We start from the raw sequence: 15779 nt of genomic DNA, 5'->3' as shown, positions 1-15779 counted from the left end.
ATTGCGTTTCGAAACGTAATGCCATTTTCGATAGGAGAGAGAGCCCGTGAGCGAGACCGCTGCCCCTGAAGTGCTGACCGAAGTCGAGGACGGCGTCCTCATCGTCACCATCAACCGTCCCGACGCCAAGAACGCCATGACCCGCGCTGCGGCGGAGGGAATCGCGGCGGCGATGGACCGGCTCGACGCCGAGGACGATCTGCGCGTCGGCATCCTCACGGGCGCGGGCGGCACCTTCTGCTCGGGGATGGATCTCAAGGGATTCCTGCGCGGCGAGCGTCCGACCGTGGAAGGTCGCGGGTTCGGCGGCGTGGTCGAAGCCCCGCCCAAGAAGCCGCTGATCGCTGCGGTCGAGGGCTATGCGCTGGCCGGCGGGCTTGAGTTGATGATCGCCTGCGACCTCGTGGTCGCCAACGCGGGCGCGAGGTTCGGCATCCCCGAAGTGAAGCGCGGCCTTGTGGCGGCAGCGGGCGGCGTGATGATGCTCCCCGACCAGATCCCCCAGCGCGTCGCGATGGAGCTGGCGCTGACCGGCGACTTCATCGACGCGCCCCGCGCCTTCCAGCTTGGCCTGATCAACGAAGTGACCGAAGGCTCCGCGCTCGACGCCGCCAAGGCACTCGCGGCGCGCATCGCCGCGAACGGCCCGCTGGCGGTCCGCGTCTCGAAGCAGATCGTCAAGGAATCGCGCGGCTGGGCGATGGATGAACGCTACGCCAAGCAGGGCCAGCTGATCGGCCCCGTCTTCGTCAGCCATGACGCCCGCGAGGGCGCCGCCGCCTTCGCCGAAAAGCGCAAGCCCAACTGGACCGGCAAGTAAGCGAAACGGGCATCGAGAACCCGACATGTCAAAGTGGGTCCTGCTGTTCGTGGTCTACATCGCGCCCGACGACGCGGTGAACTGGGATGGTCCGTGGGAAGCGGGCGTCCCGATCGTGCGGGAGGAGTTTTACGACAGTCAGGCCGAGTGCCTGCGGGTCGGGGCCGAGCTGAAGCGCAGTCTCCAGGAGGGGATGCGCGCACCAATCCGCTACCAATGCATTGAAGTTCCAGCGTCGCTCCCCGAGGGCGCGCCGAGATAGTCAGGAGAGAGCAATGTCCGTCCTCAACGTGCCTCAGCCCGCCTTCATGGAAGACGAGGAAATCGCCATTTTCGCCGACGCGGTCGGCAAGTTCTACCAGCAGCACGCCCCGCAGAAGCGCGTCGAGAAGTGGCGCGAGGATGGCCAGGTCGAGCGCGAATTCTGGCGCGAGGCGGGCCAGGCCGGCCTGCTCGGCGTCTCCGTGCCGAGCGAATATGGCGGCCACGGTGGTGACTTCCGGCATGACCTCGTCGTCATCGACCAGCAGGCCAAGCACGGGGTCGACGGCTTTGCCGCCTCGCTCCACAACACCGTGATCCTGCCCTATCTGGTGCGCCACGGGACCGAGGAGCAGAAGCAGAAGTATCTGCCCCGCCTCGTCAGCGGCGATCTCGTCAGCGCGATCGCCATGACCGAACCGGGCGTGGGCTCCGACTTGCAGTCGATCACCACCACGGCGGTAAAGGACGGCAACGGCTACCGCATCAGCGGGTCGAAGACCTATATCTCGAGCGGCCAGATCGCCGACTTCATCATCGTCGTCGCCAAGACCGACCCGAACGAGCGCGCCAAGGGCATCTCGCTGATGCTGCTCGAAACCGAGGGCGCGGAAGGGTTCCAGCGCGGGCGCAAGCTCGACAAGATCGGGATGGACGCAGCCGACACCTCGGAGCTGTTCTTCGACAATGTCTTCGTGCCGGCCGAAAACGTGCTCGGCGGGGTCGAGGGGCGCGGCTTCTACCAGCTGATGGGCGAGCTGCCGCAGGAGCGCCTGATCATCGCCGTGGGCGCGATCAACGGGATCGAGAAGGCGCTCGAGACCACGATGGACTACGTCAAGAACCGCAAGGCCTTCGGCCAGACGATCTGGGATTTCCAGAACACGCAGTTCGTGATGGCTGACCTGAAGGCCCGCAGCACCGCCGCGCGCGTCTTCGTCAATGATTGCATCGCGCGGCACCTGAAGGGCGAGCTCGACGTGGCCACCGCCTGCATGGCCAAGTATTGGGTGACCGAGCTTCAGGGCGAGGTCGTCGACAAGTGCCTGCAGTTCCACGGCGGGGCCGGGTTCATCAACGACTACCCGATCGCGCGGATGTACCGCGACAGCCGCATCACCCGGATCTTCGGCGGATCGAACGAAGTGATGAAGATGGTGATCGCGCGGGGGATGTGATTTTGTTGGCGGGCCCGCCTCCGCGGGCCCGTCCTCGGTGCTGTTCCCGCCGCTGACGCGGCGGGGCACCTGCGGGGCGGCCGCGTGGCCTTGCGGTCGCTGCGCGACCGGAACAGCGCTAAAATAGACTTAGGAAAAGGCGGCCCAGAAACGGGCCGCCTTTTTCGTGCCAGTCCCCACCTCACTGTAAGCGCTGGTTCGACGCCGAAGGCGTCGCGAGCGCACGCGCGCGAGCCGCAGGTGCTCCGTAGCGAAGCGAAGGAGATCCGGCCTCAAGTAGCGAAGCGGTAGGCCGACAAAGACTCACCGAGGACGTGCCCGCGGAGGCGGGCACGCATACAAAAAAACGGGCACGCATACAAAAAAGAAAGGGCGGCCCGGTCGCCCGAGCCGCCCCCTCTCCCGCTCCGTTTTCCGGAGCTAACCGTTACGCCCGCCTCAGAACTTGGCGCGCAGCGTCACGCCGTACTGGCGCGGCGGCAGCGTGAAGGCCGAACGCGAGTTGGCCGCACCCGAACCGCGCAGCGTGGTGTTGAAGGTCACCCCGCGCACCACTTCGTCGGTGAGGTTGTTGACCCAGCCTTCGATCGAATACTTGCCTTCTGCAAAGCGAAGCCCGGCGCGCAGGTTGACGAAGGCCTTGCCGTCCTGGATGTCGGCGATGATCGGCGCCGAAGCGTCGACCGCAGCCTGCACCTGTGCCTGGGTGGCACCCGCAGCGACAGTCGGCAGGATCTTCGCCTGGGTCGAGGTGCGCTGATCGCCTTCCATGCGCACCTGGCCCGAGATGAAGAACTCGGTCGTGTCGTTGAGCGGCTTTTCCCACATGGCCCCGGCCAGCGCGACCACCTGCGGCGCGTTGGTCAGATCGTTGCCGCACAACGCCACCACCTGCACCGAGGTCTGCGTGCCGGCGCAATTGTCCGGGTAGCTCGCTTCGAGGAAGGTCGCCGCCAGGTTCAGCGTCAGCCCGTCAGCCGGACGGATGAGGCTTTCGATTTCGACACCCTTCGTTTCGGCAATCGGAACGTTGAAGGTGGCGAAGGCGGTGCCGGTGAATTCGAGCACCTGGAAGTTGCTGAACTCCTCATAGAACGCCGCGACGTTGAGCGTCAGCCCGCCGCCCGGAGTCTGCGCCTTGACGCCCAGTTCGTAGGCATCGACCTCTTCCGAAAGGAAGGTCGGATCGGCACCGCCGACCGCAGCGGTGGTATCAAGGTTGATCCCGCCCGCCTTGTAGCCGTGGGTGAAGCTGGCATAGCTGCTGACAAACGGGCTGAATTCATAGCCGAGCTTGACGGTGTAGATCAGCTCCTCGTCCTTGAAGTTGGACTGGAAGGTGCGCACCAGCGGCAGAGCGGCAGCCTGCGGCAGATCCGCCGGGGCAAGGAAGCCGAAGCAGCCCAGCGCGACGAAGGTCGGCCGCAGGGCGGCCGGCACGACCGCCGGGCCGGTGCCGGCCCCGATCGCGTTGAGCGTAGCCGGGCAGATCGTGTTGGTGTTGGACAGCTGCCTGAAGCCGCCCGACTTGTCTTCCCACGAATAGCGCGCGCCGACCGTCAGTTCGAGGCCGTCGGCGATTTCGAGCGAGTTGTGCGTGAAGACCGCGTAGCTCTTGGCATCCTGCGTGAAGTTGTTGGCAGTGCGCGAGCCAGCCGGATCGACGCCGGTGAACAGCGTCAGCGGGTTGGCACCGAGCGCGCCCCCGGTCGGCACGAACAGCAATGCGCCGGCGTTCTCCCCGTAATCCGCGCCCAGCGAGAAGCGCGAGGTCTGGCTCAGGCTTTCATCCGAGTAGAACCCGCCCACCATGTAGTTGAGCGCGCCTTCCATCGCCTCGCCCTGCAGGCGCAGTTCCGCCGTCCAGGTGTCGATTTCGAGGTTGAGCGCGTCGACATTGAAAATGTCGAGCCCGGTGAAGTCGGTGTCATACTTCTCGAAGCTCTTGTACTTGCGGTACGAGCCGATGAAGATGAGGTCGGCATTGTCGGACAGCGGGAATTCGACTTCACCGGTGAAACCGTAGTTGTCGATGTCAGCCACGGGCACCGAGTTGGCCGAGACCGTCCGGTTGTCCATCGCCCGTTCGAAGCCGCGCTGATCGTTGGGGTTGGTGGCGACGAGCGGCTGGCCATTGCCACCATTCGCGCCCAGACCGACCGCCGCATAGGCCCCGCCGGTCACCAGCGGCGACTGCCACAGCTCGATCGCGCCGCAGCAGCTCGACTTGCTCTTGGAGTAGTCGGCGATGAGACGGCCGCGCAGGCCGCTTTCGGTGTCCCAGCCCAGCTGGCCGCGCACCAGCCATTGATCGACCGTGTTGGTCTCGCCGATCTTGGCGCCGGTGCGGTTGACGACATCAAGGAAGCCGTCACGCTCACGGTAGGCACCGGTAAGGCGCAGCGCGAGGGTATCCTGCACCAGCGGCACGTTGACCGCACCCTGGAGGCTCTTCTCGTCGAAATTGCCGTATTCCGCATTCACGAAGCCGCTGAATTCGGTGACATCGGGGCGGGCGTTGGTGATGTTGAGCGCGCCTGCCGACGTATTGCGGCCGAACAGCGTGCCCTGCGGGCCGCGCAGCACTTCGACGCGTTCGACGTCGACGAATTCGGACAGCGCCACGCCGGGGCGCGACTGGTAGGCGCCGTCGATGAAGATGCCGACCGCGCTTTCGAAGCCGATATTGTTCGAGGTCGTCCCGACGCCGCGCACGCGCAGCACCACCGAGCCAGAGGCGAGCTGCGCCTGCGAACTGGTGAAGGACGGAGCCAGCGCGGCGACTTGCTGGATGTTGACCACGCGCTGCGCTTCAAGCTGCTGCGGAGAGATTGCCGTCACCGCCAGCGGAATGTCCTGCACGTCCTGCGCACGGCGGGTGGCGGTCACGATGATGACGTTGTCGTCCCGAACCTCGGGCGTGTCATCCGTATCCTGAGCAAAGGCGGGGGTAGTGAGTGCACTGCAGGCCATCAGGCCGCAGGCAAGCTTTGCGAACTTGCGCGTCATGGTTTCCCTCTCTCCACATACCAGCCGGTCTGTTGCCGGTCTTGGGTTAGCGGAGCGAAACCTATCAGGGTCGCGCGCCCTAACAAGAGTTACAGGTAACAAATGGCGGACAGTAGCAAAAATGCCACATAGTCTATTGCGGCGCAGCATACATTCGCGATTGCGGCATTGATGCGTAACTATGTTTCTTGCCCAAGAGCATGGCTCGCCGCGATCCGGCTCTGGCGCGCCTGGGCAAAGTCAGTTGCAGTTTGCTATTCAAGACTCGCTTTTCCCGCGAGGCTGTGGTTACATCAATGTCAACAAGGGAGAGAGAGGCCCGCCATGCTAGCCACACCGCCAGACTTCGACGTGCTGATCGTCGGTGCCGGGATTTCCGGCATCGGGATGGCCGCCCACATGGAAATGAAGGCGCCGCATCATTCCTATTGCATCGTCGAGCGCCGCGACAATCTCGGGGGAACGTGGGATCTGTTCCGCTATCCCGGCATCCGTTCGGACAGCGATATGCACACGCTGGGCTTCGATTTCGAGCCGTGGCGGCACGAGAAGTCGATCGCCGATGCGCCGGCGATCCTCGAATATCTCGACCGGATCGTGGATGAACGCGGCATCCGCCAGCACATCCGCTTCGGCCACAAGGTCATCAGCGCCGACTTCCATCACGATGACGCCCGCTGGCACGTCGAGATGGAAAAGGCCGATGGTTCGCGCACCCACCTCACCGCCAATTTCCTGTATCTCGGCGCGGGCTATTACGATTACGACGAGCCCTATGACCCCGGCTTCGACTTCGGCGAGTTCGAAGGCCAGATCGTTCACCCGCAGTTCTGGCCCGAGAACCTCGATTACACGGACAAGAATGTCGTCGTGATCGGCTCGGGCGCAACGGCGGTGACGATCGTGCCGTCGATGGCGCGCGAGGCGGCGCACGTCACCATGCTCCAGCGCACGCCAACCTGGATGTTCACGCGCCCGGCCAAGGATGCGATCGCCAATTTCCTGCGCGCCGTGCTGCCGGAAAAGCTCGCCTACCGGATCACCCGGTTCAAGAACATCAAGATGCAGGACTTCAGCTTCAAGCTGGCGCGCGACAAGCCGGAGAAGGTGAAAGAAGCGCTCTACAAGAAGATCGAAGCCTCGCTCGGGCCGGGCTACGACAAGTCCGCCTTCACCCCGCCCTACAACCCGTGGGAGCAGCGGCTGTGTCTGGTGCCGGACGAGGATCTGTTCAAGGCGATGAAGGCTGGCAAGGCCGATGTCGTCACCGGCCATATCGCCAAGTTCGAAAAGGGCGGGGTGCGCCTGACGAATGGCAAGTTCCTGCCCGCCGACATCGTGGTGACCGCCACCGGCCTCAAGCTGGCCGTGGCCGGCAAGATCGACGTCAGGGTCGATGGCGAGACCGTCAAGTTCAACGAGCGGTTCTATTACAAGGGCTGTATGTTCTCTAACCTGCCCAACCTTGCGGTGGTGTTCGGCTACTTGAACGCCAGCTGGACCCTGCGCGCGGACATCAATTCGGACTATGTGTGCCGGGTGCTCGAACACATGCGCCAGACCGGCGCGACCATCGCCACCCCGGTGCTGACCCCCGAAGGCGAGGCCGCGATCACCGAGGACGATGTGTTCGATTTCTCGAGCGGCTACATCCAGCGCGGCAAGCACATCATGCCGCGCAATTCGGTGAGCTACCCGTGGCGATTGAACCAGGAATATGTCGTCGACAGGAAGCGGATGAAGGAAGACCCGCTGACCGACGGCATCCTCACCTTCACCCGCGCGGGCGCCAATGCGCGCGGGGTGGACGAACAGCTGGAGGCGGCGGAGTAGGTTCAAACCTCGTCATTGCGAGGTGCCTTAGGCGACGAAGCAATCCATGGCCTGCTGTTTGGGCAGCCGCAGCCTTGGCCCGTGGATTGCCGCGCTGCTTCCCGGCTCGCAATGACGAAACTCTTTTGCTCTGGCTCAGCTTCGCCTAACCATTGCCCCATGACCTCTCCCGAAAAGATCTGGACCGCCGGACTTGTCGTCATCGGCGACGAAATCCTCTCCGGCCGCACGCAGGACAAGAACATCGCGCAGGTCGCGAGCTGGTTGCAGGTGCAGGGCATCCGCCTTGCCGAAGTGCGGGTGGTGCCGGATGTGGAGAGCCGGATCGTCGAGGCGGTCAACGCCCTGCGCGCTGCCTATGACTACCTCTTCACCACCGGCGGGATCGGGCCGACGCATGATGACATCACGGTCGACGCCATCGCCGCCGCGCTGGGCGTGCCGGTGGTCATCCATCCGGATGCGCGGGCGCTGCTCGAACGCTATTACGCCACCCGCGGCGGGCTGAACGAAGGGCGCCTCAGGATGGCGCGGGTGCCCGAAGGTTCCGACCTCATCCCCAACCGGATGTCGGGCGCACCCGGCATCCGGCGCGGCAATATCTTCGTGATGGCGGGCGTGCCGCACATTACCGCCGGGATGCTCGACGCCCTGACCGGCGAGCTGGAAGGCGGGCTGCCGCTGCTGTCCGAGACCATCGGCTGCTGGGTCGCCGAAAGTGAAGTCGCCGACTTGCTGCGCACCTGCGAGGCCGCGCACGAGGGCTGCCAGATCGGTTCCTACCCCTTCTTCCGCGAAGGACGGGTGGGCGCGAATTTCGTGGTTCGTTCGGTCAGTGCCGAAGCGCTCAAGGCCTGCTGCGACAGCGTGACCGACGGCCTTGCGGCGCTCGGCTACGAAACCACCGCCGGGGGGATTTGACCGGCGGGAGACATCATCACCCGGTCTTAACCCTCTTGCCCTAAGCTGCGACCCGCGATGACACGGGTCTTCATCACCATCGACACCGAGTATTCCTCGGGTCTCTACACCGGGCCGGGCACGGCTGACCGGGCTGACAACTTCGCCCGCTCGATTGCCTGCAACACCCCGCAAGGCCCGGCCGGGATCGCCCACAAGCTCGATCTGCTTGGCCGCCACGGGCAGAAGGCGGTGTTCTTCGTCGATCCCATGCCAGCCCTCGTCTGGGGCGTGGCCGCGATCGAGGATATCGTCGCGCCCATCATCGCCGCCGGGCAGGACGTGCAGCTCCATTGCCATACCGAGTGGCTGGGACTGGCAGGCGCGGCCAATCCGCTGCCCTCCGGCGCGACGGGGCACAACCTCGCCGATTTCACCTTCGAGGATCAATGCGCGATCCTCGACTACGCCCGCACCACGCTGATGGCGGCCGGTGCGCCTGCCCCGGTCGCCTTCCGGGCGGGCAATTACGGCGCGGACGACAACACCCTGCGCGCGCTCGCGGCGCTCGACATCGCCTATGACACCAGCCACTGCCCCGCGCTGGTCGGCGCCAGCGCGTGTCGCATCAGCCTTGGTGCCGAGGTGCACGATCCGCTGGCGCACATGGGCGTGATCGAAGTCCCCGTCGGCTCCATCGGCGCTATGGGCGGCGGGCAGCGCCACGCGCAGATCACCGCCCTGTCGCTTGGCGAAATGCTCGCCGCGATCGCCCATGCCCGCGATGAAGGGCGCGAGAGCTTCACGCTCGTCAGCCACTCCTTCGAACTGATCAACCGCCGCAAGCTGGCAGCCAACCGCGTGGTGCGCCACCGCTTTACCGGCCTCGTCAAGGCGCTGGCCGCGATGCCCGGCGTGACGACCGCGACCTATGCCGACGCCCCGCCCGCCGTGCCTTGCGCTGACCGGATCAGTCAGCCGCTCCCGCCAAGCGCGCTGCGCACCGGGCGGCGCATGGCCGAGCAGTTCGTCTCCAACACCCTTTACGGAGCGCTGTGAGCGTGTCGGGCGCGGCCATCGACTTCACCATCGGCTCGCGCCGCCTGCTGAGCGTGCCGCGCCAGCTGACGACCTGGGCCTTCACGCTCGAAGACGTGCTGGCCGGTGCCCTTCCCCCGCCATCGCCCAGTGGGCCGGACGGGGTACGGGTGCTCTCGGCCCCCACCGATCAGCTGGCCGCCGTGACCGCGCGCTATCCCGGCTTTATCGCGGGCGGGCGGCAGGATTACCGTCGCCACTACATCGACATGGGCCAGTCCTTCGACGACTACATGGCGCAGTTTTCGGGCAAGACCCGCTCGACCCTGCGGCGCAAGGCAAGGAAGCTCGCCGACGAGACGCCGGGCGGCTACACCGTCACCGAACACCGCACCCCCGCTGAAATCGAGGCCTTCGTCGCTGCTGCCCTGCCTTTGTCGGCGCGCACCTATCAGGCGCGGCTGCTCGATGCGGGCCTGCCCGATAGCCCTGCCGCGCGCCGCGCCATGCTGGAGGCGGCCGAGGCTGACCGGATGCGCGCCTATCTGCTCCACGCAGGCGGCGCGCCTGTCGCCTACCTCTCGCTCCCGGTGACGGGCGCAACGCTGGTCTATGCCCACCTCGGCTATGATCCGGACTGGGCGCGGCTGTCGGTCGGCACCGTGCTCCAGATGGACGCGCTCGAACGGTTGTTTGCCGAACAGCGCTATCGCTGGTTCGACTTCACCGAGGGCGAAGGCGCGCACAAGGCGATGTTCGGCACGCATAGCGCGGCCTGCACCAGCCTCGTCCTGCTCGAACCGACGCTTGCCAACCGGACATTGCTGAGCGCGCGCGCCGGGTTTGACGCCAGTGTCACCGCCGCCAAGGCGTTTGCCGAAAGGTCAGGGGCGCTGGGACGGGTCCGCGCCCTGCTCCGCGCCTGAGCCGCGGGCTGCGCTCTGCCGGTTGCTTTCCTGCGCCCGCACCCGTGCGACCATGGCCTTGCGTTCGGAGGGCGTGCCGCTGAGCGATCCGTAGCGCAGCGCCACATAGAGCCACACCGCCACCACCACGCCCAGCACCGCGCTGCCTGCCAGGCCTAGGCGCAGGTCGTAGCTCAGCAGCAGGCCTTCAACGCCCAGCGCCATCGCGGCGACGAGCCACTTGGGGCTGACCGGCAAGCCATCATCGGAAGGAGCGACCATCGACAAACCTCATCACAAGCGCGCGGGAGAAAGGGGAGGAGAGGGGCCGCGCGCTCCCCTGTCAGATGGGACAACGCGCGGGTAAGACAAGGGGTCCGAATGACTTATGTCGCAAAGGAAAAGGGGCCGGAAGCACCTGGCTTCCGACCCCTCTCTATCCGTTGACCGGATCGGCGGGAAGCGGCTTACGCGCCTTCCACTTCCGACAGGTCGACCTTGAGGCCCGGGCCCATCGACGAGGTCAGCGAGACCTTGCGGACATACTTGCCCTTGGCGCCCGAGGGCTTCGACTTCACCACCGCGTCGGTCAGCGCCTTGAAGTTCGCCTTCAGCGCGTCGTCCGAGAAGCTGAGCTTGCCGATCCCCGAGTGGATGATGCCCTGCTTTTCGACGCGGAACTCGACCTGGCCGCTCTTGGCGTCCTTGACGGCCTGCGCCACGTTCGGGGTCACGGTGCCCAGCTTGGGGTTCGGCATCAGGCCCTTGGGGCCGAGGATCTTGCCGAGACGGCCGACCACGCCCATCATGTCGGGCGAGGCGATGACGCGGCCGTAATCGAGGTTGCCGGCCATCATGTCTTCCATGAGGTCTTCGGCCCCGACCTTGTCGGCACCGGCAGCGAGCGCCTTTTCAGCATTCTCGCCGCGGGCGAACACCGCGACCTTCACGTCCTTGCCGGTGCCCGAGGGCAGCGACACCATGCCGCGCACCATCTGGTCGGCGTGACGCGGATCGACGCCGAGGTTCATGGCGACTTCGACGGTTTCGTCGAACTTGCCCTTGAACTGACGCAGCACGCTCAGCGCTTCTTCGAAGTTGTAGAGCTTTTCGCGATCGAGGCTGGCGAGGATCTTCGCCTTCTTGGTGATCTTGGTCATGTGCTTAGCCCTCCACCACTTCGAGGCCCATCGAGCGGGCCGAGCCGGCGATGATCTTGATCGCCTGATCGATGTCGTTTGCGTTCAGATCGGCCATCTTGGCTTCGGCGATTTCGCGCAGCTGCGAGGTCTTGATGGTTCCGGCCGAGACCTTGCCCGGCTCCTTCGAGCCCGACTTGAGGTTGGCGGCCTTCTTGATGAAGTAGGTCGCCGGCGCGGTCTTGGTGACGAAGGTGAAGGAACGGTCGCCGTAGACGGTGATGACCGTCGGGATCGGCATACCCTTTTCCATTTCCTGCGTGGCGGCGTTGAACGCCTTGCAGAATTCCATGATGTTCACGCCGCGCTGACCCAGCGCCGGGCCGATCGGCGGCGAGGGGGTGGCAGAGCCCGCGGGCACCTGCAGCTTGATATAGCCTTCAATCTTCTTGGCCATGAGGCCTTGCTCCTGTTCGCACTCTTGCCGGACTGTTTCCAACCCGGCTCATGTTAAGCGGTCAAGCGCCGCGGCTTAGTGCAATGCCGCAGCTCCCGCACGGAATCACCCGGAGCTCTGCCCGGGCGAAGGCGCGCGGTTAGAGGCAAGCGCGCCAAAAAGCAACCTCTGCGCATCGCGGCGCGCGGCGCGGTATATTTTTCGGCGCATCTTCAATCGTTAACCGCGCCGTGCTACGTCACCCCCCTTTGCTTTTGCGGGGCCAATCCATGATCACCATTGCTATCCGTGTGCGTGAAATCGTTTCGAGCAATGTCGACACGCTCGTCAGCAAGGCGGGCGATCAGCGCAAGATGCTGCGGCTGCTGCAATCGGAGATCGAGGAAACCCTGATTACGCTCCACGGCGATGCCGCCAAGGCGCGGCGCCAGCAGGCGCGGCTTTCGGATGCGGCCGCGCGCATGGCCGAAGGCGCGGAAAGCTGGACGGAAAAGGCCAAGGTGGCGCTCGATCACAAGCGCGAGGATCTCGCCCGCGCCGCGCTGCTCACCCGCGAGGCCGAACGCGCCAAGGCCGCCGACGCCGCCAAGGATGCCGCCGCGCTCGAAGCCCAGATTACCGAAGCCGCCGATGTGATCGCCGCGCTCGAAGCCAAACGCACCGCGATCATCGCGCGCATCGCTGACCTGGCGCAGGCCGAAAAGGCCGCCGCACCGGTCGCCGACAACCCGCTCGACAAGCGGATCGACCGCATCGACGCGCTCGAACGCCGCGCAGGCTTTGCCGATGCGCCCGCCGAAACCCCTTCGCCGACGTCGCTCGACGAGGAAATCGCCGAACTTCAGAAGGCGAGTGCGATCGAGGCGGAGCTGGCGGCGCTCAAGGCTGGCAGCGCGCCTGCCAAGAAGGCCGCCGGCAAGAAGCGCTAACTCTAGCCCTCGGGCACCGCACGCGGCACCCGCAGCCCCTTGGTGCGGCTGGTGAGGTGGAACGCCTTGCACAGCGCGCACTTGTAGGCGCGCAAGGTCACATCCGCGCGCACGGCGACCTGCTCGGCCTCCTCACGGGACGCAAAGCGGCGCTTCTTCTGGCAGATGCCGGGGCGGGTTTTCACGAAAAGAGCGCCGCCGGAAAGCGAAGCGGCTGTTCGGCTTCGCCAGAAGCCGCAAGGCCGACCGGCCGCCCGCAGGTGCTCTGGCGCGCAGCGCCAGAAACAGCGCCGAGGACGTGCCCGCGGAGGCGGGCACGCCAACAAGGCATCATTACTTCGACAATTCGACGTGCTCGAAATCGAGCTCCACCGGGGTGGCGCGGCCGAAGATCGACACGCTGACCTTGACCTTGGCCTTGTCGAAATCGAGCTCTTCCACGATCCCGTTGAAGCTGGCGAACGGGCCGTCGAGCACCTTGACCGAATCGCCAATCTCGTAATCGACGCTGATGTCGCGCTTGGGGGTCGCCTTGGCTTCTTCGACGCCGCCGAAATAGCGCGCCGCTTCACGTTCGGAAATCGCCTGCGGCTTGTTGCCCGAACCGAGGAAGCCGGTCACCTTGGGGGTGTTCTTGACCAGGTGGTAGATGTCGTCGGTCATGTTCAGCTTGGCGAGCACGTAGCCGGGCATGAACTTGCGTTCGACCTGCACCTTCTTGCCGCGCTTCACTTCGGTCACGGTTTCGGTCGGAACCTGCACTTCCTCGACGCCTTCGGACAGGCCAAGGCGCTCGGCCTCGGAAATGATCGCGTCGCGCACCTTGTTCTCGAAACCGGAATAAGCGTGAGTGATGTACCAGCGAGCCATGGGAAATCCTTGGAGAAAGAGAGTGTTGCGGGCAGCGCCAGGCGCTGCGCCAGCTTATTGCAGCAGGCCGATCAGCGCCTTCACGATCAGGCCGAACAGGCTGTCCACGCCGAGGAAGAAGACCGACAGGATCACCATGAAGATGAACACGAAGATCGCGGTGCGCACGGTTTCTTCGCGGGTCGGCCAGACGATCTTGTTCGTCTCGGCGCGCACCTGATTGAAGAACTCGCCGGGCGAGGTCTTGCGCTTCTTTTCTTCTGCCCCGTCCTTGGGAGCGATCATCTTGTCGGCCATGTCAGCCCGTATCCTTCGCGTAATGCCTGTGGTCTTGCCGGTCGGCTTTCAGGTAGGGGCCCGCGCCGCCCGGGACAAGGTCGCCGGAGGGGCTGGATGATCTGCCGATGTCGGAAAAGACGAAAGCCCCTTACGCGCTGGGCGGGGCGAATGCAAGAATGCTTGGGGCCAAGGCGCAGCGCGCCGCAGCCCCTTGCAGGCCTCAGTGCAACCCGAAAAGGCGGGCAATCAGGCCCGGCTCGGCCTGCATCGGCCGCAGCGGCCCGTGAATCGCCATGCGCCGCGCCGGATCGCGGGTCGGACGCGGGCTGACCCAATGATCGGGACGCGAGGAACGGAAGGTATAGGCGCTCATCCTGGTCTCCTGTGCAAGGGCTCGAACTCGTTTCGTCGACAGGAATACACGGCTCGCCTTGCGATAGGATGAACGGCACCTCGGTAAAAGGCCACAAGGCTCAGCGGAGAAGGCAGAGAAGGTTCTGGGATTATATCAGGAAGGCATTGCCCTTCCTGATATCCGGACAAGCGACGCATTCGTTCCGCCATACCGTCGTTGACAGCATGAAGGGCGCAGGGGTCTCGCCCGAGATCAGAGCAGATTTCGCCGGCCATAAGCTTTCGAACGAAACCCAAGGTCGGTATTCAAAGAGGCACGTAGAGCTTTTACGGGACGCGACAAAGGCGATCCCCAAAGTGACCTCGCATCTGGTGCCCTTCCCGGTTAGGTTGCTCCCGAAGCGCCTTCGCGCCGCACAAAAGGCCAGGGCAAAACCGCTGACAACATAGCGCAGTGCAGCTGCCACACCATCAGCGTGGGCAGTAATTCCGCTACGATGCCAAGCTGTTCAACGCCTTATGGATGACGGTGTATCGCACAGGCCAGCGAGGAAGGGGCGGCAGAGTTGAGCCAGAACTCTATCAATTGAAGCCGAACCGCTCACGATGCCATGCAAGCTGGCGTCGATGCGCGTCATCGAGCGGCAGCGGTCGGACGCGCTCCGGTTCCAGCAGGGCTAGAGCGGCTTCGCTCAGCATCGGCTTAACCAGCGCGTGCCCTTCATCGTCGAAACTCACGAGGCCCCGATCGAACGCTGCATCCCAATGCGCAGCTAGCAGCAGTCCGTTGAAGACATCTAATCGCTCTTCATCACTGCGACATTCTGCCCACGGAACGATGTGGCTTGCCCGGAGAAGCGGCTCATCGCTGATGCCGGTGAGCGGGCAGCCCCCGCCCCAATAGTCCAGCAATGCCCGGCGGAAATAGCCCTGGGGCGCGACGATCAGCAGGGCCCATCGATCCTCATGCCAGCCATCCCGTCCGCGCGCGTGCACGTGATAGTTCTTCAGTTGCGTCGGGCTGAGATCGGCGCACAGCTTGGCCTCGATCACGACGCCAGCCATCGAGCCGTCTTCCAGCTCAAGTTCCACCAGAATATCAATCCGCCCGCCTTCTTCGACAGGGTGCTCCGCCGCAGCCGTGATGTCCATTATCCGAAGCTGATCGAGGAAACTCGCGGAGCGGCCTGCAACGTTGAATGCCGCCCGGACAAAGGCCTCCGCACGCCCGAACCTCCGCGTCCGCGAACCTTCGGTCAGAAAATGCACGAAGCCGCCGGTGATCTGCGGCTCGTGGAACCATGCCCAGCGGTGCGGCTCTGTAGTGAGGCATAGGATAGATGACGATCGCGCGTGTCCGGCGCGGCTCGCCCGCGCGCCGCGCGGCAAGGATGCGGTTGATGATGGGCACGAAGAAGCAAAGCGATTTGCCCGAACCGGTACCGGTCGTGACAATGTAGTTGCGGCTTTGCAGCGCCTTCATCAGCGCCTGCTCCTGATGCAGGTGCAAGCTGATTGGGGTGCGAGGAGAGCCAAGCGAGAAGACGGTCTCGAGATCGCGGTCGACCACACCCTGCCGGGCAAGTTCGGCGATCGAACGCCCGCGCTTGAATTCCGGGTTGAGCCCGATCAGAGGCTCGGGCCAGAATTTGCCCCCCTCATAGACGGCATCAATCTGGCTGCGCAGATCTTCAGCGCGGATCGAGGTGAACGAACGCGTGAACTTCTCGTATCTGGCGATCAGATCAGCATCGAGTTCGAAAACGTTCATGACAACCCCTTGAGTACTTTGACCATCATAGCCGCC

18 protein-coding genes are annotated in these 15779 nt (G+C 64.7%); 8 read left to right on the top strand and 10 right to left on the bottom strand.

Features of this window, described 5'->3' with window-relative positions:
• Positions 1 to 46 precede the first annotated feature (46 nt).
• Genes PS060_RS07780 through PS060_RS07770 form a run of 3 tightly spaced genes read left to right on the top strand, consistent with a single transcriptional unit; the run spans position 47 to position 2259 of the window.
• On the top strand, positions 47 to 820 hold the full coding sequence (locus PS060_RS07780; RefSeq protein WP_273986650.1) for a crotonase/enoyl-CoA hydratase family protein: 774 nt from the start codon (positions 47 to 49) through the stop codon (positions 818 to 820).
• A gap of 25 nt (positions 821 to 845) precedes the next feature.
• Entirely contained in the window at positions 846 to 1082 is a 237-nt protein-coding gene (locus tag PS060_RS07775; protein ID WP_273986648.1) for a hypothetical protein, read from the top strand.
• Positions 1083 to 1095: 13 nt separating this feature from the next.
• A complete protein-coding gene (locus PS060_RS07770; protein WP_273986647.1) occupies positions 1096 to 2259 on the top strand; it encodes an acyl-CoA dehydrogenase family protein in 1164 nt (387 codons plus the stop codon).
• Between the two features lie 438 nt (positions 2260 to 2697).
• Here PS060_RS07770 and PS060_RS07765 read toward each other — a convergent pair whose 3' ends face one another.
• The gene (locus PS060_RS07765; RefSeq protein WP_273986645.1) at positions 2698 to 5232 is read right to left on the bottom strand and encodes a TonB-dependent receptor; all 2535 of its coding nucleotides are present in this window, start codon (positions 5230 to 5232) and stop codon (positions 2698 to 2700) included.
• 360 nt (positions 5233 to 5592) lie between these two features.
• Here PS060_RS07765 and PS060_RS07760 point away from each other — a divergent pair, with 360 nt between their 5' ends.
• The 4 genes from PS060_RS07760 (at position 5593) to PS060_RS07745 (ending at position 9965) form a co-directional block, all read left to right on the top strand.
• Positions 5593 to 7101 (top strand): flavin-containing monooxygenase, encoded by a 1509-nt coding sequence (locus PS060_RS07760; RefSeq protein ID WP_273986642.1) that lies wholly within the window; start codon positions 5593 to 5595, stop codon positions 7099 to 7101.
• A gap of 159 nt (positions 7102 to 7260) precedes the next feature.
• Complete coding sequence (locus tag PS060_RS07755) at positions 7261 to 8022, top strand: competence/damage-inducible protein A (RefSeq protein WP_273986641.1); 762 nt, start codon at positions 7261 to 7263, stop codon at positions 8020 to 8022.
• A gap of 57 nt (positions 8023 to 8079) precedes the next feature.
• The gene (locus tag PS060_RS07750; RefSeq protein ID WP_273986640.1) at positions 8080 to 9060 is read left to right on the top strand and encodes a polysaccharide deacetylase family protein; all 981 of its coding nucleotides are present in this window, start codon (positions 8080 to 8082) and stop codon (positions 9058 to 9060) included.
• Positions 9061 to 9062: 2 nt separating this feature from the next.
• Positions 9063 to 9965, top strand: coding sequence for a GNAT family N-acetyltransferase (locus PS060_RS07745; RefSeq protein ID WP_273986639.1), 903 nt, complete (start codon positions 9063 to 9065; stop codon positions 9963 to 9965).
• Here the strand turns inward: PS060_RS07745 and PS060_RS07740 are convergent.
• The 3 genes from PS060_RS07740 to rplK all read right to left on the bottom strand — a co-directional run bounded on the left by PS060_RS07740 (position 9924) and on the right by rplK (position 11540).
• On the bottom strand, positions 9924 to 10226 hold the full coding sequence (locus PS060_RS07740; RefSeq protein ID WP_273986638.1) for a hypothetical protein: 303 nt from the start codon (positions 10224 to 10226) through the stop codon (positions 9924 to 9926). The genes PS060_RS07745 and PS060_RS07740 overlap by 42 nt on opposite strands.
• A 185-nt stretch (positions 10227 to 10411) precedes the next feature.
• A complete protein-coding gene (gene rplA / locus PS060_RS07735; protein ID WP_273986636.1) occupies positions 10412 to 11104 on the bottom strand; it encodes a 50S ribosomal protein L1 in 693 nt (230 codons plus the stop codon).
• Between the two features lie 4 nt (positions 11105 to 11108).
• Positions 11109 to 11540, bottom strand: coding sequence for a 50S ribosomal protein L11 (rplK, locus tag PS060_RS07730; RefSeq protein WP_017664542.1), 432 nt, complete (start codon positions 11538 to 11540; stop codon positions 11109 to 11111).
• A 269-nt stretch (positions 11541 to 11809) separates the two neighbouring features.
• On the opposite strand from rplK, the gene PS060_RS07725 reads away from it, so the two are divergent.
• Positions 11810 to 12469: a PspA/IM30 family protein gene (locus PS060_RS07725; protein WP_273986634.1), complete on the top strand. Its 660-nt coding sequence runs from the start codon at positions 11810 to 11812 to the stop codon at positions 12467 to 12469.
• 2 nt (positions 12470 to 12471) lie between these two features.
• On the opposite strand, the gene PS060_RS07720 is transcribed toward PS060_RS07725, so the two are convergent.
• The 6 genes from PS060_RS07720 to PS060_RS07695 all read right to left on the bottom strand — a co-directional run bounded on the left by PS060_RS07720 (position 12472) and on the right by PS060_RS07695 (position 15743).
• A complete protein-coding gene (locus PS060_RS07720) occupies positions 12472 to 12654 on the bottom strand; it encodes a hypothetical protein (protein WP_273986633.1) in 183 nt (60 codons plus the stop codon).
• 148 nt (positions 12655 to 12802) lie between these two features.
• Positions 12803 to 13339 carry a transcription termination/antitermination protein NusG gene (gene nusG / locus PS060_RS07715; RefSeq protein ID WP_273986632.1) on the bottom strand — a complete coding sequence of 179 codons (537 nt, stop codon included), beginning with the start codon at positions 13337 to 13339 and terminating at the stop codon, positions 12803 to 12805.
• A 54-nt stretch (positions 13340 to 13393) separates the two neighbouring features.
• Complete coding sequence (gene secE, locus PS060_RS07710) at positions 13394 to 13636, bottom strand: preprotein translocase subunit SecE (protein ID WP_273986631.1); 243 nt, start codon at positions 13634 to 13636, stop codon at positions 13394 to 13396.
• A 202-nt stretch (positions 13637 to 13838) separates the two neighbouring features.
• Positions 13839 to 13991, bottom strand: a complete 153-nt coding sequence (locus PS060_RS07705; RefSeq protein ID WP_273986630.1) for a hypothetical protein — start codon at positions 13989 to 13991, stop codon at positions 13839 to 13841.
• 563 nt (positions 13992 to 14554) lie between these two features.
• Positions 14555 to 15124 carry an HNH endonuclease gene (locus tag PS060_RS07700; RefSeq protein ID WP_273986628.1) on the bottom strand — a complete coding sequence of 190 codons (570 nt, stop codon included), beginning with the start codon at positions 15122 to 15124 and terminating at the stop codon, positions 14555 to 14557.
• The gene (locus PS060_RS07695) at positions 15072 to 15743 is read right to left on the bottom strand and encodes a DEAD/DEAH box helicase (protein ID WP_273986626.1); all 672 of its coding nucleotides are present in this window, start codon (positions 15741 to 15743) and stop codon (positions 15072 to 15074) included. Before PS060_RS07695 ends, PS060_RS07700 begins: the two co-directional genes overlap by 53 nt.
• Between the last annotated feature and the right edge of the window lie 36 nt (positions 15744 to 15779).

The organism is Erythrobacter sp. BLCC-B19 (assembly GCF_028621955.1).
GTDB lineage: Bacteria > Pseudomonadota > Alphaproteobacteria > Sphingomonadales > Sphingomonadaceae > Erythrobacter.
The sequence above is the reverse complement of the archived record's forward strand: the minus strand, read 5'-3'. Positions and strand labels throughout refer to the sequence as shown.

What these genes read in the sequence shown, in the direction of transcription:
- PS060_RS07775 (WP_273986648.1), top strand. Translation starts at nt 846, where the DNA reads ATGTCAAAGTGGGTCCTGCTGTTCGTGGTCTACATCGCGCCCGACGAC.
- PS060_RS07770 (WP_273986647.1), top strand. Translation starts at nt 1,096, where the DNA reads ATGTCCGTCCTCAACGTGCCTCAGCCCGCCTTCATGGAAGACGAGGAA.
- PS060_RS07765 (WP_273986645.1), bottom strand. Translation starts at nt 5,232, where the DNA reads ATGGCCTGCAGTGCACTCACTACCCCCGCCTTTGCTCAGGATACGGAT.
- PS060_RS07760 (WP_273986642.1), top strand. Translation starts at nt 5,593, where the DNA reads ATGCTAGCCACACCGCCAGACTTCGACGTGCTGATCGTCGGTGCCGGG.
- PS060_RS07755 (WP_273986641.1), top strand. Translation starts at nt 7,261, where the DNA reads ATGACCTCTCCCGAAAAGATCTGGACCGCCGGACTTGTCGTCATCGGC.
- PS060_RS07750 (WP_273986640.1), top strand. Translation starts at nt 8,080, where the DNA reads ATGACACGGGTCTTCATCACCATCGACACCGAGTATTCCTCGGGTCTC.
- PS060_RS07740 (WP_273986638.1), bottom strand. Translation starts at nt 10,226, where the DNA reads ATGGTCGCTCCTTCCGATGATGGCTTGCCGGTCAGCCCCAAGTGGCTC.
- rplA (WP_273986636.1), bottom strand. Translation starts at nt 11,104, where the DNA reads ATGACCAAGATCACCAAGAAGGCGAAGATCCTCGCCAGCCTCGATCGC.
- rplK (WP_017664542.1), bottom strand. Translation starts at nt 11,540, where the DNA reads ATGGCCAAGAAGATTGAAGGCTATATCAAGCTGCAGGTGCCCGCGGGC.
- PS060_RS07725 (WP_273986634.1), top strand. Translation starts at nt 11,810, where the DNA reads ATGATCACCATTGCTATCCGTGTGCGTGAAATCGTTTCGAGCAATGTC.
- nusG (WP_273986632.1), bottom strand. Translation starts at nt 13,339, where the DNA reads ATGGCTCGCTGGTACATCACTCACGCTTATTCCGGTTTCGAGAACAAG.
- secE (WP_273986631.1), bottom strand. Translation starts at nt 13,636, where the DNA reads ATGGCCGACAAGATGATCGCTCCCAAGGACGGGGCAGAAGAAAAGAAG.
- PS060_RS07705 (WP_273986630.1), bottom strand. Translation starts at nt 13,991, where the DNA reads ATGAGCGCCTATACCTTCCGTTCCTCGCGTCCCGATCATTGGGTCAGC.
- PS060_RS07700 (WP_273986628.1), bottom strand. Translation starts at nt 15,124, where the DNA reads ATGGACATCACGGCTGCGGCGGAGCACCCTGTCGAAGAAGGCGGGCGG.
- PS060_RS07695 (WP_273986626.1), bottom strand. Translation starts at nt 15,743, where the DNA reads ATGAACGTTTTCGAACTCGATGCTGATCTGATCGCCAGATACGAGAAG.